The following is a 15,768-nucleotide window of genomic DNA, read 5'->3' on the forward strand; positions in this document are numbered from 1 at the left end:
TGGCCAGATCTGCTGCTTGCCCCTTCGGGGAGAATCGTCATACTCGCGAAACCTGAGCTTATCCCCCAGAGGGAGGATCTGGAACTGACACCCCTGTGGCTTGAATCTCGTTCGGAGTGGCAGAATCTCGTGTACTTCATCGTTCAAGCGAAGCAGAGATAGTGTTGTCCACTCTCTGCCCGCCACGCGCAGTCGTACCGTGAGAGCGTTTTGACTCCCAACTGGGGATTCTTAGGAACACCGTATACTATCTGAGACGATTCAATTCCGGCAGATATCGCGTCCCCGCGGGCGCTCCACGATCTGAACATCCTTGCGTCGAAAATGAAGGAATACCGAGAGATGAAGTTGAACGAGAAGAAACTGGAGCGATTCCGAAGGGATGGCGTCATCGTTCGAACTCGCAGTAGATTCGACGATAGCTTCTATCAGCAAGGTTACATCCTGGCGTGGTCGCCAAAGTGGCTTCTGCTGAAATTGGTTTCCGACGATATTCTCGCGAACGGGTACTCTGCGGAACTTGTCTCCACGCTGAAGTCCATCAAGCGTGCGCGGAATGGCGAGTTTGTTCGCAAGGCACTCGAGCTCCGCAGCCAGTCGTGGCCACATGAAGACGAAGTCGGTCGCATCAAGCTGACGAGCAAAAGAGGAGTCATCGAGAGTGCATTGGAATTCTTTCCACTTGTTTCAGTGCATCCACTGCGAACTGCGCCCGATATACTCTTCATTGGACGAGAGCCGTCATTCAGCGACGGGGAGATGGACTGGCGCGAGATATCGATCCAAGGTGAGATGGATGACGGCCTTCGATGGCATCGCATGAAGCCCATCACTCGGATCGATTTCGGCGGACTGTACGAACAAGCGCTGTGGGACGTCTGGAAATCGAAGAACGCGCCGGGTTGATTGCCCGGCGCGTTCGCGTTTCTTATCCGTGGTTTCCGTGAAATCCGTGGTCAGTTCTCTACGCGGCTCTGGCGTTCTTCCAGGTAGCGCAGGCGTTGCAGGGCACGCAGGCGAATCGGCTCGCTGGTCGTGTTGTCGACAACCTGCTTGAATTCCTCGGTGGCTTCATCGAGCTTCAGCAAGCGTCGTAGCAGCACTTCGCCCTTCGCGAACTGAATGTCTGCGCGATGGGCGGCGCCGGGTGAAGCAGCAATGGCTTCGTCGAGGATGCGAACAACATAAAGCGGATTGATCTGCTCGCCGCGAATGTCCTCGAGCGTCAGTCCCGCCAACCTCAGCGCAGCCTGGCTGGCCAGCGGACTGGTCGGCGATTCCGTCAGCAGCATCTCAAGCTTCGAGATCTCACTGGCCGTGTCCGGCGCGGCAAGCGCGTCCTGCCAAACTCGCAGGGCCTTCCAATCGTCGCCGGAATTGCGCGTCAGAAGTTCGATGCGCTGAAGGATCAGGGCCTTGTTCTCGTCGCTCAGGAAGTGGCTCGGATACTCTTCCAACGCCACGCGATAGGCTTCCAGTGCGCTTTCGTAGTCGCGCAGGTTTTCGAAATCGATGCGTGCGATCTGGAACTGCGCCAGGAACGCCATGAAGGTCCCCGGAGCATGCCGGCGCACCTGGTCGAATGCCAGCAGCGCATCCGCGTAGCGGGAACGGGCCGCGAGGTCTTCGCCGCGTCGGAAGCTGTCGAGCGCTTCGACCTCCGCATTCGGAACACCCTGCGTATCCTCCAGGAGCGGCGTCAGCGCCGATTCGAGCCGACGAATCTGGTACAGCGATTCTTCATCGCGTTCGACCATCGACTGGAACTTGAGCTGTTGCATCAGGCTGATCACCTGCTGGCGAGAGGAGGCGCCGGCTGTCGGTGCGCTCGAGACGACTTGAGGCGAACCGTACGACTCCATGTTCTGATTGAAATTCCACCCCTGGTCGGAAGCCATTGTGCCTTCCCAATCCCAGTTCGCAGAGGCACGCTCATCGGTGTTCCACGCTTCGCGTTCAATCACGCGGCCGACCGTGGATGCGGGCGCTGCCGAAGCCACCCCGGCGGAAGGATCGTTGCTGACGGGAACAATGGTGCCGCCGCCGGCAGGCCCTTTCTCGTTCCCCGGAGATGCCATCGCGACCGTCCGTGCAGTGCCTGGGTGGTGCTGCGGCGTCGCCACCTGCTGAGGCGCGGTGTTGAGGCTCATGCCGATCAGCAACGCGCCGGTCGCAACCGCAGCAAACCGGAATCCATGGGCCGGCAGACCGCCGCCGGTCAGGACGAGGCGCAACCAGTCGAGGAAGGACTCACGGCGCTGCTGGGCCGGCGCCGGGGCGCCTTCGGACCCGATCACCTCTTCCATCACCTCTGTGAACAATCGATCGTACTGCTCGTCCGTGGGTGTGGTGGGCTGATCGGATTCGCGAAGAAGCCGAACAATGCCCTCCCACTGGGCGTCTGAATCGCCCTCGGGGGACCAGTTCTTGGGGAGTTTTGCGGGGTCTTTGTCGCCGGACCGTGGAGACATGGTCGGAGTGTGCTCCGTATAAGTCATGGAAATTCAAGCGAGTTAGTCGAAATCCTCGACGTTTAGCTCGCCCTTCTCGTTAACATAACCATCGAGAAGCTGTCGAAGTTTGCGCCGACCCTGAAAAATGTTAAATTTCACGGCTCCCTCGGTGGTCCCCAGTTCCGCCGCTACTTCTTTGATACTCCAGCCTTTGACATCGAAGAGCAGGACGGCGGTGCGCTGGCGGGGCGGCAGTTCCTGGATTGCCGCGTTGACATCGCGATAGACCTCGTTGCGGCTGGCGGCAGCCCGCGGGCCCGCGCCGGGGGTGCCCTGGATCGGGAGCGACTCCTCGGGGGCTTCCAATCCGTCTTCCAGGCTCTCAGTCCGCGTGCGGGCAGCCTTCACCCGATAAGTATTCACCTGGTTGACCAGCATACGGCCCACCCAGGCGCTGAAGCGCTTCGGGTCCTTCAGGCGTTCGAGGTGGCGGAAAATGCGGATCGAGCATTCCTGGACGACTTCGAGAGCATCGTCCTCGTTGCGAAGGAGGGAATAGGCCCAACGAAAGAGATCGTCGCGGATCATCTCGAACAGATCGCTGAAGGCGTCGCTGTCGCCCTTCTGACAGCGCTCTACGAGTTCAGCGGGTACGTCTGAAAGAGCCACGCGGCGCTCACTCCCTGGATTCGAGTCAGCCCGCGAGACCTGCAGGTGGCAGATCTCGCGGGCCTGAAATCGGTTCGGCTTTCCGTCCCTGGTGCAATCCCCGGACCAACCGCCCTACTCCTCGGGTGGCGGGTACATTGGACCGACGAACCATGCATTGAAACACTCCTTCACGATGCGTTCGCCGATCCCGTCCATCACCTCGGGAGGCTGATCCTGGTATGGGACTCCCGGAGTCAGTCCGATGTCCTCTGCCCAGACCGCGTCCTCCTCGAAATCCCACAATGTCGGTTCTGCCTGCAGGTAGTCGGGCTGATCGTCAGAGACACGGAAGGTTCGGCGCGGGAAGTTCTCCAGAGTGCCCGATAGACCGATACGCGGATCGTTGCCGTGCCGAACGCGCCACATCGCGGTCGAATAGAAGTACGGTCCACTTGGGTCGTAGACCATGTGTCCGCCGACCCAGTCCGGACCGAGGAAGCGGGCGAGTTCGGAAGGTTCGGGCAGACGGTTCTCGTTCCTTATCGTCTGTGCGACGGTATTCTGAGCCTGCAGGATGCGGGCGTCAACTCGCTCGTGCTGGTCGAAGATACTGCTGAAGTAAGGATACTTCACGACAAGATCGGCGTCCTCGGGCGGTGCTCCTTCGGGCATCTGCGATCTCTGCAGGGACGACAAGTAGTACCATGTTCCATTCGGATCCGGCGGCAGGCCGACGATGTGCTCAATGGACTCTTCGCGGATGTCATCCTGGAAGTCCCGGATATCTTCGCCCTTGGTAGAATATTCTTCGACAGCGTTCAGCAAGCCAGTCATTGTCGGGGCAGTGAAGTCCGGCCGGTACTTCTCGTCCAAGAGGGCCTCGATATTGGGCGGATGCTCGCCGTGCTCCTTATAATAGGCATCGGCCGCACGGGCCAACTCCAGCTTGTACCAGCCATCGAGGATCGTCTTGAAGCGAATGATTGCAAGATTCGCTTCGGTCTCCCGGTTTGAGTGCAGGTAACGCAGATAGTAGCTGAGGTTCACATTGAATGCCGCGTGGAATCGCCCGGATTGGCGCTCGATATACTCCTCCATGCGAATCACGTAGCCGGGCGCATCGGGGATCCGCTTCACGTAATGGAGAAACTCACGAGCCACCGAGGGCTCGTTCATTCCCCACACGGCATTGTAAATCGCGAGGAAAGGAAGACGCCAGTTATTCGGGTTTTTACGGATGCCCTTCCGTAAAAGGTCGAAACTCAGATCATAATCGCCCTTTCCTTCCGTCAGGACCAAATTCCCGAGTTCATAGGCCTCGATCCAGTGCGGAGCCAACTCCGTCACGGTATCGAAGTACTCCAGGATGGGCGTGTTGTCATTGTTGGGCGTCTGCCACTTTGAGCCGAAGGCCTGCACAGCCTGAAGAACCAGGAAATCCGCGTACAGATCGTCGTAACCGAGTGCAACAAAACGGATGATCTCCGTGGCGGGCAGACGAACCTCCTGAACGTAGACGCCACTGCCGCGGGTGTAGCCCTCGTAGCGGTGGACCTGAAAACGGAGACAGTAGAAGAAAGCCGCTGCGGCAATAAGCAGCAGTAGGAGCTCCCCCGCCGAGAAGCGCGCCCAAGGCCGGAAGCTCTTGGGCTTTGGAGTCTTCTCGCTCATTTGAAATTCCGCCTGTTGAAGATCACGATCGCGATCACCAGCACGACGGCCGTGTATGCCACGCCGTATACGATCTGGTAACCCGTGATCTCGGGCGACAGCATCTCGGCGATGCGGTGTCGCTGGTTGAAGAACTCTAGGTTTGGTGCCACGTACGCCGCCTTGGTCGAGAACTGATAGGCAATGTACTGGCCCGTGGTGAGATTATCGACACCACCCGCCCTGAAGGCCAACAGGTCGGCCAGGTAATACAAGTCCTGGTTCAGTCGTCCCACCACGAACATGATCACCGTCATCATGGCGCTGAGGATTGGACTGGCGAAGGAGGAGAACAGAATCGCGAATGCTGTCACGATCGACATTTCCAACATCGTCAGGAAAGAGGCGGCCATGATGCCCTGAGTCGCCGGAATCGAGTAGATCCCGAAGGAGACGACGCTCAGCAGCGCCTGGGCAATCGCCTTCACGAAGGATATCAGGTAGTAGAATGTCGGCGCGAGAGGACTGATGGCTTCCTTGTAGGTACCATCAGCATTCATCCAAAGCGCTTTGCTCATCACCTCGTCGGTCGTGTACCTTCGGAAGTACAACACCGCCAGGAAGAAGAAGGTCATGATCAGAATGTTGACGCAGATGGTCAGCAAGAGCCCGAGGTATTTCCCGATGAGGAAGTGCCAGCGACTGATCGGCTTCGAGACGATTGTGTAGATGGTTTTCTTGTCCAGATCGTTGTAGACGAGTCCAACGCCAACGAAGACGGCGATCAGGACGGAGATGATGTTGATAGCCGCGACACCGAGGTCGCGGACGATTTTCTCCTGTCCGAAGATAGCCAGAGTCGAGGCCACCCAGGCAGCCAATAGGATCAGCACAGCAAAGAACAGGAGCACGTACAGAACGCGGTTCCGGACGGCTTCCTTGAAAGTGTTGATAGCGATCGCAAAGACTTTCATGCCTTCGCCCCCTTCCCCTCGGCGTTGGCCGCTTCGGCACGCTTGCCTTCGATTTCACGAATGAAATAGCCCTCCAGCGTCTCGCGCCGTGGTGCGTAACTGACGAGTGTTCCCTCGCCGCCCGCCAGTCGGGAGAGAGTCTTCTTTGCTTCTTCTTCTGTCTCGAAGTCCGCCAGGTAGGATTCACCCTGCTCGAGCACCCGGCGGGCGGACTTGCGCACATCCGCCAGGAGCTCGGCCGATGGGGAAGCCATCTCCATTTCATAAGCAATGACTCGAGTCGAAAGCAGCTCGGACAACTGTCCCTCGGCAATCAGCTTGCCCTGGTTCAGAATCCCGACGCGATCGCAGATCATTTCCGCGTCGCCCAGAATGTGGCTGGAGAACATCACCGTCTTCCCGGCCTCTTTGAGGCGCAGAATCAAGTCGCGAACCTCTTTTCGACCGAATGGATCGAGGCCGGACTGCGGCTCATCCAGAATCACCAGTTTGGGGTCGTTCAGCAGCGCCTGCGCCAAACCGACGCGCTGGAGCATGCCCTTGGAGTACCCGCGCAACGGAACGTTACCGGAGTCCTCCAGGCCAACCTGCTCGAGCAACTCGGGAATCCTGCGGCGGCGTGCTGCGCGGTCCATTCCGTAGAGTTGCCCGTAGAAATCCAGGAATTCTTGGCCCGTAAGATAGTCGTAGAAGAACGGATTCTCAGGCAGAAAGCCGATCTGGGCCTTCGAAGAGACATCACCCAGGGGGCGACCCATGATGGTGGCCGATCCGGCGGTCGGGAAATGCAGACCCATCAGGATCTTGATCGTTGTTGTCTTTCCGGCGCCGTTGGGACCGAGCAGACCGAAAATCTGCCCTTCCTCGACCTGTAAGTTCAGGTTTTCCAGCGCAACGCGCTTGCGATCTTTGAGGCGCAGGCGGATGCGGCCATGCTCCGTCCCGATCACATCGCGGACGTAGACCTTTGTCAGCCCCTTGATATCGATGATCGTGCTCATGAACTCCCATTTCGTCTGTGGTGATGGCTCTGCGGGGTTGCGACCAGACGCAACAAGGCCCGCGACCCGGGTGTTGTTGCCATCCGGGTCACTGGGAGGGCAAGCGATACCAATGCCAGGGATTGAATGAAGTGCTACTCCTGCCCCGAGCAGCGCACGATCCCCTCCGGCGTCGCGATCCAATCCATCCGCTGATCAAACTCGGGCCGAAATGGGATATCGTCAATGACCTGGAAGAAATGGGCGACCCCGACTACGATCGAATCGATGCGACGATGGGCCAGCATCCGGTCGAAATGCCCTCCTCCCTGGCCCAGGCGCGCGCCCCCTCGATCGAATGCCACGCCGGGCGCCAGGAAGACATCGATTTCCGAAATGTCGGCTGCGGGGCAACGCACTGGATCGGGCTCCGGACAATCCCGATAGCCCGGCCGAATGTCCGACATCGAAGCGACGCGCAACGGCGTCATCCCGATCAGATCTTCATCCACCTTGGGCAGAAAGAGGGCGCGGCCTCGCTGCAACCACTCGTCGAGGAACGGCGCGACGCTGAGTTCTCCACCAACCGGCAGTGTCGCCAGAAGCCCTCGAGAATCCCCGATTCCCGGCAGCGACCACAGTTGTCCGACGAGCTTCCGGGCAGCGTCGGCCTGCTCCGAATCGCTCAGGGAGCGCCGCCGGGCGCGCATAATACGGCGCAGTTCTTTCTTCTTCAAATCGACTGGGTCTGTCACCGGCTCTCCGATCCCCTGATCATCATTCCCGAAGGCCCGACAGGATCCGGGTTCGCCAACTGCAGCGCGGCTGCGATGGTCATCCGGAGGACTTCACTCCCCACTGCAGGCGTGATCTTGTCCATCGTGTCGTCGGAAGTATGATAGTAGGGGTAATTCCCCCACTCGGATTCGATAATCAGCACCGCCGCCAAGCCGCGGTTGAGGAAAGACATATGGTCACTGCGTCCGGTGCTCGACGACCAGTATCGGGTCAGTGTGGAGAAGTCATCGGCGCATGCGAGGACAGTCGACGCAAAGTTCGCGTGCCAAATGAAACTCTCCACGTGCACATCCCAAACTGGATCGCTCGTGTACGAAATCATATCCATAATCAGTGCACCGCGGAAGCCCGCATAGTCCTGTGGGGTGAACTGCTCGACGAAGTATTCGCTTCCGAGCAATCCCTGCTCCTCCGCGGAGAACGTGACGAACAGGATAGTGCGCTGGGGGCGCGGCGTGACCTGTGAAATCACGCGCGCCGCCTCAAGAACGCCGGCGGTCCCGGAGGCATTGTCCTCGGCACCAGGCCCAGGATTCGGAGGGCACGGGAGGGAATCGTAATGGCCACCGACGACCAGAAACTGATCGGGATACCGCGCCCCTTCCAGTCGCCCAATCACATTCGTGTAGCCGATGCCCCGGAGGATCGGTTCGTAGTGCTGCAGCTCTACATCGAGTCCCATCGAGGCGAACTCCGCCGCAATGTAGTCCCGAGCCGCGTCATTTCCGTCCGAGTGTGTGCAGCGGCTATCGATACTGGTCAGCGACACCAACTGCGAAGTGTAAATATCGACGGAAATTGCCTGGATCGCATCGGCGACCATGAAGTCGGGAATCCCCGTTGGAAGAGGAGTGCCGGGGAGAGTCTCCGTCACCAGCGCCCGGTTGACTGCAAGTGGAGTGAGTGATCCTTCGAACGGGCAATCCGGACAGTTTGTGCCGTGCAGATCGGTTGGGGGACCGTCAGGCAGGTAGAGGATTGTCTTGCTCAAGTGAGAGGCCGCCACCCGATCCGCAAGCGACGGCGGGACGGGCGCGCCATCCAGGATGTAGTACACGGCTGGATCGCTCTCGGCCTCGCCGAGCGATGGACTGTAAAGACGGTCCCCGATCTGGATCCACCAGGACTCCTCCTCACAGATTGAGCGCAGGCCGTCCTGCTGGACTCGATCGGATCCGTCCAACGAGACGAAGGGCAACCGATCCGCCGCTGGAGCGGCGACAACCAAGAGAAGCATGATGATGGCAGGTATGATAGCCTTCACGAGCACTTCACCTCTTCAGGACAGAGTGGCCCGATCGGAGGGGCTTCGACAACGGTTATTTGGCCTTGGCCCCTGGCTCGCGGTCGCCTATCCAGATATTGAGATTTGACAGGGGGGAGTTGCGATGGAGTTTGAAAATGTCTATGTGATCCATCCGGATGGGAGCCGATACGGCCCGGCGGACATCCCGACATTGATCGAGTGGGCGCGACAAGGCCGCGTCCCTTTTGCAAGCCTGGTCGAGGATGCCGAGACTCACCAGATGCGGCCCGTTAATTCAGTTCCAGAGTTGAAGAACGAGATTCCGAGGGACCTCTTCCAAAAGCTGATTCCGCCGAACACGCTGGCCGTTATCGGCTATTACGTGGCCATTCTCTCCCTGCTTGGAGCGCTCTGTCTCTTCATCCCGACTGGAATCGGGGGCCTGGCGGCTGTCATTCTCGGCGGGATGGGCTTGCGATCCGCCAAGCGGGACCCCGATATTCGGGGCGTAGCGCATGCGTGGACGGCAATTATACTCGGCTCGCTGGAAGTGTTGGCACTTCTTGCAGTTGGGATTATGATCTTCCTGGCCCAGTAAAACAAGGTCCGAGTGGCACATGACTCGCATGCACGAAGCGAGAGTATATCAGACTGAGATTCCGAAGGAGAAATAGCTCATGGCAAAACGCCTCATTAAGATCGTCGTCGGACTGGTCATCGTCCTGATCGTGGCGGCAGTGGTAGTTGGCGGTATTCTCTACATGAAGAAGGACTCGATCGTTCGCACGGCGACGGAGCGGGTTCTTGAGTACGTCTTGCAGGTCGATGTTTCAATCGAGAGCGCTGAGGTCGAACCGGCGAAGGGCACGATTCAGTTCAACAACATCGTGATCGACAATCCCGAAGGGTACGACTCGGATCACGCGATGAAGTTCGGCGTCGTTCGCGTGGAAGCCGATCTGCCTTCCTTCCGCACGGACAAGCCGGTCATCCACCTGATCCAGATTTCCGACTCCGACATCACGATGGAGAAGAAGTCGCTGAAGTCCTCCAACCTGCAGGATCTGGCGGAGAATGCCAAGCGTCTCTCCAGCGGCACCGAAGAAGCGCCGAAGGAAGAGGGCACCGAGAAGCAGATGAAGATCGAGCAACTGATCATCGAGGGAACAACGATCTCCGTGGCCATGCCGTTCCTGAATGGGCAGACGGCTGAAGTACCTGTCCCACGCATCGACAAGAAGGACCTCGGCGGCGAGAAGGAAACGGTCAATCCGGCCGAAGCGCTGGAGATCTTCTTCGCCGAGTTGCTTGGCGCGATCCGCGACGCCGGCACAGGCATCCTGCCTGACGAAGCGCTGAAGGATCTGGGCAACACGCTGAACTCGCTCGGCGCCGATGTTGGCGAGCAGTTCCGTGGATTGACTGAAGGCGCCGGCAGCGCCGCCGAAGATGTCGAAGACGCGGCAGGCGATGCTGTGCGCAACGTGCGCGAAGGTCTTGGCGGTCTGCTGGGCGGCGGCGACGACGAGGACGAATGATCAGTGCCCGGCTGCGCCGTTCTTCTTGGCAGTCGCTGCCAGAACGGCGCGGCCGGGAATCAGAAAGACCAGCGGTACCGTGATCAGAAAGAGCAGTCCGGTAATCAACGAGGCATCGTTGTAAGCCAACATCGTGGCGTGCCGGTGTACCATAAAATCTGTGTAACCCATCGTCGCCCTCGGGATCAGCCCGGGGGCGACGCCTGCATGAGCCAACCCCGCGGCGAGATGCTGCTTGAAAGCCATGAAGTTCGGATTGAAGTCCGTAATGTGGCTGACAAGCGTCGTGCGGTGGATCTGCTGTCCGCGCGCAACGAGCGTTGCGATCAGCGCGTAGCCGATGTTACCGCCGACGCGTCGAGAGAGCGTATAGATGCCGGACGCATCGGTCATGTCCTCGCGTCGCGTAGTGCTGAGAGACACGGTCGTCATCGTGACGAACATGAAAGGCATGCCGGCACCCATCAGCAGAAGCATCGGAACCAGTGTCCAGAAGTCTGCCTCAAGCGACAAGTGCGAAAGATCCCAATACGACCAGCAGATCAAGACAATGCCGAAGAAGATCATGACTCGCGCATCGAAGTGACGGTACAGCCAGCCGGCGATCGGCATCAGCATCAGAATCGCCACGGCGCGTGGCGCCAGTACAAGCCCCGCATCAAACGCCGTATAGCCCAGCAGGTTCTGCGTGAATTGCGGCAGGATAAAGGTCGTACCGAATAAGCCAATGCCGAAGATGAGACTCATAGCAGAACCCAGCGTTAACGGCAAGTCCCGCAGCACGCGGAAGTTCACAACTGGCTCGGGAATCTTGAGTTCGTAGATGATCAGCGTGATCAGTGAGACGACCGTGACGATCGAGCCGGCCACGATCCACTTCGATTCAAACCAGTCGTTCTCCTGACCGCGTTCGAGCACGATCTGCATCATTGTGAGGGACAAGGCGAGGAGACCGATTCCCCACCAGTCGACCTTCTGCACACCGCGGCGCAGGTACGGAGGATCGTGCACGAACGTTGCCACCAGGAACATTCCCAGCAGGCTGACCGGTACGTTGATGTAGAAAATCCACGGCCAACCGTAGTGATCGGTCAGCCAACCGCCGAGGATCGGCCCAAAGGCCGGCGCCAGCACGACACCCATGCCGTACATGGCCATCGCCATGCCCTGCTCTTCGGGCGGGAAAGTCTCCCGCAAGATCGCCTGCGAAACCGGGATGAGCGCTCCCCCGCCGGCGCCTTGCAAAACGCGACAGACGAGCATCATCGGATAAGTGGTCGCGGATCCGCAGAGAACGGAACCGGCAGTAAACACTCCAAATGACAGTAGATACAGGCGCTTCCGGCCGATCATGGTGCTCCACCATCCGGTCATCGTCACCATGATGATTTCCGCGATGCTGTAGCCTGTTGCCACCCACGTGATGGAGGACAGATCCTCACCGAACGTGCCCATCATGTGAGGCAGCGCAACGTTCACGACGCTGATGTCCATCACGGAAATGAACGCGCCGAACATGACCGTAAAGGCAATGATCCACTTGTTGGCGGACGCCATCAGGTCGTGTGCGTGCTGGGCATGCGATTCGGTGGACGCAGACATCAGCGATCCTCTGCAGCGCCCTGTGCAATGCTCGAGTCGATCTTCGTTCCCGGTGCAGAAATGTCGACGTCGGGAATGACGGACATACCGGGAACCAGGCGATAGTCAGCAGCCTTTGGATCGTCGAAGACGATCTTCACCGGCACGCGCTGAACCACTTTCACGAAGTTCCCGGTGGCGTTCTCCGGCGGCAGGAGACTGAATCGCGCCCCGGTGCCGCGCTGCACACTATCGACGCGCCCCTCGAAAGAGACGCCGGGGAATGTGTCGACCTCAACCTCCACCGGCTGGCCGGGTTTCATTTCGCCAATCTGTGTTTCCTTGAAATTCGCCGTCACCCAAACATCCGGATCCACGATCGCGAGCAGCGGCTGGCCGCGTGAAACGAATGCACCTGGTTCGACCGACTTCTTGGTCACGAATCCGTCGCACGGTGCATAGATCTTCGTGTACGAGAGATTCAGGCGCGCTTGATCGACCTTTGCTTCCGCCTGCTTCGAATCCGCGTGAGAAATGTCCGCATTGGCCTTGCTCTGCGCGACGCGCTGCGGAGCGGCCAGTGCTGAATCGACGCGACTGCGCGCGACATTAGCTTGGGCACGGCGAACTTCCAACTGGGCCTTCGCTCGATCGAGATCGCTCTGGGCCGACTTCAACGATGCGCCAGCCATCTTGATCAGTGCTTCCTGGGTCTGGACCTTCTGGCGCTTTGATTCCAAATCCGCAGCCGTGATGCGCTCGGCGGCGATCGCGTGATCGAGATCTTGTCGGCTGGCCGTCTGCGAATCGACGAGGCTGCGTTCGCGCTCCAGGTCGAGCACATCGCGATCGTGCTCCGCCTCTGCGGAGTTCACATCGGCCTTCGCCTGGTCCAGCGCCGCCCCGGCGTACGAAAGCGCAGCTTGAGACTGATCGAGTTTGTTCTCCGCCGACGTCAGGAGGGCCTCACCCTCCTCGACTGAGGCTTCGGCGGCGGCAAGGCTTGCCTTGCTCTCTTCCAGCGTCGAAGAAGTCGTGATCGAAGTGACGTCGACATCCAACTGTCGAGCTTCATGAGCGGCCTTCGCGGCATTCAGCGTCGCCTCCGCCGCATCCAGTGCAGCCTGGAAATCGCTCGGATCGAGTTCGGCCAGCAGTTCCCCCTTCTTGACCCACTGATTGTCCGAAACATGAACCCGTGCGACAATGCCTTCGACACGTGGGCTGATCGAGATGATGTGCCCCTCGATGAATGCGTCGTCCGTGGACTCATGGCTCCGCGCATGCAAGTACGCAGGCACGCCAAAGATCAGACCCACGAGGATGAGGATCGCAATGACGACGACTGCCACCTTGCGCTTTGACGAATTCTGTTCGCCGTTCTCCTGCTGCTTTTCCTGGGGCTCTTCTGTCGCTGTCTTTTCAGAGTCGCTCATTTATTCCAAATCCCTCACTATGAATTCCAAATCTTCATTTCCTGCAAAGCGCCCTCGAAACAAGGCGAGTGATCTGCTGAGTCAGCGCTTCCTCGTCGACTTCTTCGCCATCGAAATGGAACGTCGAGCGCACCATTCCCGGAATGAAGACGGCGGTTAACTCCGGGTGAGGATCGTCGTAGATTCCGCACTCGATGCCGCGTCGGATGATCGATTCGATTAATCCGCGCAACTCGCGGCGTTTCTGCTCCCATGCAGGCTGATCCAGGGTCTGGTCCGGCACAGTCCGCATCAGTTGAAAGACATGCGGGTTTCGGCAGGCGAAGTGCACGAGCTCCCGAATAACGATCGCGAGGCTCTCGGGCGGCGCCAACTGCTGGTCGCCCAAACGCGCATTCAGGCAATCGACGAGATCGAGGAAACCTTCCTGAACTGTGGCGATATAGAGGTCCTCTTTGCTCTTGAAATAGACGTAAAGAGTGCCCTTCCCAACTCCCGCAGCCGCGGCAACTTGACTCAGCAGCACCTTGCGAAAGGGCTCTGTGGCAAAGAGCTCTGTCGCTGCCTGGATGATGCGGGCGCGTTTCTTTTCGTCCAAAACCTGCATTTTCAGGGTCCTTCCGCTTTCGGTCGGAGGCGGCTTTCAATACCGACCGGTCGGTATTGAAGCGAACCGTGTTCCACTTCTCCCTGCGGGTCAATCGATGATCCGTGCCTGGCGCCGTGGAGCGATTCGGAGCGCTCCCAATGCGGATTGACAGGCTTCTGTGTTGTCGATAGTCTTCTCCAAACTTCAGATTCCGGGTGGCGGGGCGATTTTGAGAGCCAGGATCATCCGAAAGGTGCTCGATCCATGGATCTAGCTGAACGACTGATTTTCCTGATCATCGGCGTGGCGATTGGTATTTCTCTCTCCGGTATTTCCGCCAAGCTGACGAAGGTCGTTAAAGGGCAGAAAAACAAGAAGGCGAAGAAGGGAAAGCAGCAGGAGACAAAATACCGTCCCCCCAGCGATCCCGCCACGCAGGAGATCTTCACCACGTACATCGATAAGGTGGATGTGGATCGTGGAATGACGATCAGCGTCTCTAGCCATCTGCGGGATGTCGTCGAGGAGTCAGCGACGACCGGGCGATTCGGGCACCAATTACGCCTCGTGATTAAGCAGTTCGATGGCCAGGGCCCGCTGGATCAGATCGACGAGTTGGTCCGCCATTGCGTCAAAGTCCATCGCGATTGTCCGCACCTTCCGTTCTGGCTGGATGGAGAAACCATCGAACTCTACCTGGGCCTGGTTTATCGCGGCCACCAGGTCATTGCAGACGAGGAGGATGAAGATAAGGCAATCGTCAGTTGGGGGCAGTTGCAGGACGATATCGCGACCCGAAGTCCCGCCGCAATTACGCGGGACATCGGCGATGCACCGGAAGGCACAGTCATGCGTCTGGTCGGCGAAGGTATGGTGCGAATCCGTTCCATTATCGGGAAACTGGATCCCATGCATCAGGAAGAACCGGAAGAAGCCGAGGCCCAGTCCATCTGACAATCGCGATACCGTGCCGAAGTTTCCGCGCCGGGAGCCAAAGAGCTTCCGGCGCGTCTCTTTTCGCGGCGCCGATCAACCGCCGCAGCCTGCGGCCGCGCGCCCAAGTTCCAATTCCTGGATTACGCAACTCACTGATACCAGAAGCCTTGGCCATTCACGCAACGGTTTGGCACGCATCTCCGGAGTGCCGAAAAACGGCGGTCCGGGTCTTGCATAGGGATACTGTGAGAGATGGTCACAGAGATGAGAAAGTGACAATTCGCGAACAAGTCTGACTGATTTAAGGAGATACGCTTTATGGCTTACACACTGCCTGATCTACCGTATGCAAAGGATGCTCTGGAGCCGCACATCGATGCGAAGACGATGGAGATCCACCACGACAAGCACCATGGCGGCTACGTGAAGAAGACCAACGCGGCCCTCGAAGGACACGCCGATCTCGCCGCGAAGTCGATCGAAGACCTGATTTCGGATCTGAGCGCCGTGCCGGAAGACATCCGCGGCGGCATCCGCAACAACGGCGGCGGACACGCCAACCACAGCCTGTTCTGGACGGTTATGAGTCCGAACGGCGGCGGCGCCCCGACCGGCGACTTGGCCACCGCGATCGACGCAGCCTTCGGCAGCTTCGACGGATTCAAAGAGAAGTTCTCCAACGCCGCGGCCACGCGCTTCGGCAGTGGCTGGGCCTGGCTCGTCGTCAAGGATGGCAAGCTCGCCGTCACCAGCACCCCGAACCAGGACAACCCGTTGATGGACGGCAGCGGCACGCCGATCCTCGGCCTGGACGTCTGGGAGCACGCCTACTACCTGAAGTATCAGAACCTGCGGCCGGACTACATCGCCGCGTTCTGGAACGTCGTGAATTGGGAAGAAGTGGCCAAGCGCTTCGCCTCGGCGAAGTAAGCGGAA

At 59.0% G+C, this 15,768-nt stretch carries 15 protein-coding genes; 5 read left to right on the forward strand and 10 right to left on the reverse strand.

Annotation, left to right across the window (positions count from 1 at the left end):
* Positions 1-342 precede the first annotated feature (342 nt).
* Positions 343-906 carry a hypothetical protein gene (locus tag KQI84_03845; protein MCB2153992.1) on the forward strand — a complete coding sequence of 188 codons (564 nt, stop codon included), beginning with the start codon at positions 343-345 and terminating at the stop codon, positions 904-906.
* Between the two features lie 50 nt (positions 907-956).
* On the opposite strand, the gene KQI84_03850 is transcribed toward KQI84_03845, so the two are convergent.
* The 7 genes from KQI84_03850 to KQI84_03880 form a co-directional block, all read right to left on the reverse strand.
* Positions 957-2,471, reverse strand: a complete 1,515-nt coding sequence (locus tag KQI84_03850) for a tetratricopeptide repeat protein (GenBank protein ID MCB2153993.1) — start codon at positions 2,469-2,471, stop codon at positions 957-959.
* 42 nt (positions 2,472-2,513) lie between these two features.
* Complete coding sequence (locus KQI84_03855; protein MCB2153994.1) at positions 2,514-3,122, reverse strand: RNA polymerase sigma factor; 609 nt, start codon at positions 3,120-3,122, stop codon at positions 2,514-2,516.
* 114 nt (positions 3,123-3,236) lie between these two features.
* On the reverse strand, positions 3,237-4,775 hold the full coding sequence (locus tag KQI84_03860) for a hypothetical protein (protein ID MCB2153995.1): 1,539 nt from the start codon (positions 4,773-4,775) through the stop codon (positions 3,237-3,239).
* On the reverse strand, positions 4,772-5,728 hold the full coding sequence (locus KQI84_03865; protein ID MCB2153996.1) for an ABC transporter permease subunit: 957 nt from the start codon (positions 5,726-5,728) through the stop codon (positions 4,772-4,774). Before KQI84_03865 ends, KQI84_03860 begins: the two co-directional genes overlap by 4 nt.
* The gene (locus KQI84_03870; protein MCB2153997.1) at positions 5,725-6,729 is read right to left on the reverse strand and encodes an ABC transporter ATP-binding protein; all 1,005 of its coding nucleotides are present in this window, start codon (positions 6,727-6,729) and stop codon (positions 5,725-5,727) included. Before KQI84_03870 ends, KQI84_03865 begins: the two co-directional genes overlap by 4 nt.
* A 134-nt stretch (positions 6,730-6,863) precedes the next feature.
* The gene (locus KQI84_03875; protein ID MCB2153998.1) at positions 6,864-7,463 is read right to left on the reverse strand and encodes a 5-formyltetrahydrofolate cyclo-ligase; all 600 of its coding nucleotides are present in this window, start codon (positions 7,461-7,463) and stop codon (positions 6,864-6,866) included.
* Positions 7,460-8,770 (reverse strand): M20/M25/M40 family metallo-hydrolase, encoded by a 1,311-nt coding sequence (locus KQI84_03880; protein MCB2153999.1) that lies wholly within the window; start codon positions 8,768-8,770, stop codon positions 7,460-7,462. Before KQI84_03880 ends, KQI84_03875 begins: the two co-directional genes overlap by 4 nt.
* Positions 8,771-8,894: 124 nt before the next feature.
* Here KQI84_03880 and KQI84_03885 point away from each other — a divergent pair, with 124 nt between their 5' ends.
* Both KQI84_03885 and KQI84_03890 read left to right on the forward strand, forming a co-directional pair.
* Positions 8,895-9,350: a hypothetical protein gene (locus KQI84_03885; GenBank protein MCB2154000.1), complete on the forward strand. Its 456-nt coding sequence runs from the start codon at positions 8,895-8,897 to the stop codon at positions 9,348-9,350.
* A 79-nt stretch (positions 9,351-9,429) separates the two neighbouring features.
* On the forward strand, positions 9,430-10,290 hold the full coding sequence (locus KQI84_03890; protein MCB2154001.1) for a hypothetical protein: 861 nt from the start codon (positions 9,430-9,432) through the stop codon (positions 10,288-10,290).
* On the opposite strand, the gene KQI84_03895 is transcribed toward KQI84_03890, so the two are convergent.
* From KQI84_03895 to KQI84_03905, 3 genes are read right to left on the reverse strand one after another with little or no spacing between them, the layout of a single operon-like run.
* Entirely contained in the window at positions 10,291-11,847 is a 1,557-nt protein-coding gene (locus tag KQI84_03895) for a DHA2 family efflux MFS transporter permease subunit (GenBank protein ID MCB2154002.1), read from the reverse strand. It lies immediately after the preceding gene.
* A 44-nt stretch (positions 11,848-11,891) separates the two neighbouring features.
* Positions 11,892-13,307 (reverse strand): HlyD family secretion protein, encoded by a 1,416-nt coding sequence (locus KQI84_03900; GenBank protein ID MCB2154003.1) that lies wholly within the window; start codon positions 13,305-13,307, stop codon positions 11,892-11,894.
* Positions 13,308-13,341: 34 nt separating this feature from the next.
* Positions 13,342-13,914 (reverse strand): TetR/AcrR family transcriptional regulator, encoded by a 573-nt coding sequence (locus KQI84_03905; protein ID MCB2154004.1) that lies wholly within the window; start codon positions 13,912-13,914, stop codon positions 13,342-13,344.
* A 246-nt stretch (positions 13,915-14,160) separates the two neighbouring features.
* On the opposite strand from KQI84_03905, the gene KQI84_03910 reads away from it, so the two are divergent.
* Positions 14,161-14,850, forward strand: coding sequence for a hypothetical protein (locus tag KQI84_03910; protein ID MCB2154005.1), 690 nt, complete (start codon positions 14,161-14,163; stop codon positions 14,848-14,850).
* Positions 14,851-15,150: 300 nt separating this feature from the next.
* The gene (locus KQI84_03915) at positions 15,151-15,762 is read left to right on the forward strand and encodes a superoxide dismutase (protein MCB2154006.1); all 612 of its coding nucleotides are present in this window, start codon (positions 15,151-15,153) and stop codon (positions 15,760-15,762) included.
* Positions 15,763-15,768: the final 6 nt, after the last annotated feature.

The organism is bacterium (assembly GCA_020444065.1).
Taxonomy (GTDB): Bacteria; Sumerlaeota; Sumerlaeia; order SLMS01; family JAHLLQ01; genus JAHLLQ01.

What these genes read in the sequence shown, in the direction of transcription:
- KQI84_03890 (MCB2154001.1), top strand. Translation starts at nt 9,430, where the DNA reads ATGGCAAAACGCCTCATTAAGATCGTCGTCGGACTGGTCATCGTCCTG.
- KQI84_03900 (MCB2154003.1), bottom strand. Translation starts at nt 13,307, where the DNA reads ATGAGCGACTCTGAAAAGACAGCGACAGAAGAGCCCCAGGAAAAGCAG.
- KQI84_03860 (MCB2153995.1), bottom strand. Translation starts at nt 4,775, where the DNA reads ATGAGCGAGAAGACTCCAAAGCCCAAGAGCTTCCGGCCTTGGGCGCGC.
- KQI84_03850 (MCB2153993.1), bottom strand. Translation starts at nt 2,471, where the DNA reads ATGTCTCCACGGTCCGGCGACAAAGACCCCGCAAAACTCCCCAAGAAC.
- KQI84_03915 (MCB2154006.1), top strand. Translation starts at nt 15,151, where the DNA reads ATGGCTTACACACTGCCTGATCTACCGTATGCAAAGGATGCTCTGGAG.
- KQI84_03885 (MCB2154000.1), top strand. Translation starts at nt 8,895, where the DNA reads ATGGAGTTTGAAAATGTCTATGTGATCCATCCGGATGGGAGCCGATAC.
- KQI84_03845 (MCB2153992.1), top strand. Translation starts at nt 343, where the DNA reads ATGAAGTTGAACGAGAAGAAACTGGAGCGATTCCGAAGGGATGGCGTC.
- KQI84_03895 (MCB2154002.1), bottom strand. Translation starts at nt 11,847, where the DNA reads ATGGCGTCCGCCAACAAGTGGATCATTGCCTTTACGGTCATGTTCGGC.
- KQI84_03905 (MCB2154004.1), bottom strand. Translation starts at nt 13,914, where the DNA reads ATGCAGGTTTTGGACGAAAAGAAACGCGCCCGCATCATCCAGGCAGCG.
- KQI84_03865 (MCB2153996.1), bottom strand. Translation starts at nt 5,728, where the DNA reads ATGAAAGTCTTTGCGATCGCTATCAACACTTTCAAGGAAGCCGTCCGG.
- KQI84_03910 (MCB2154005.1), top strand. Translation starts at nt 14,161, where the DNA reads ATGGATCTAGCTGAACGACTGATTTTCCTGATCATCGGCGTGGCGATT.
- KQI84_03870 (MCB2153997.1), bottom strand. Translation starts at nt 6,729, where the DNA reads ATGAGCACGATCATCGATATCAAGGGGCTGACAAAGGTCTACGTCCGC.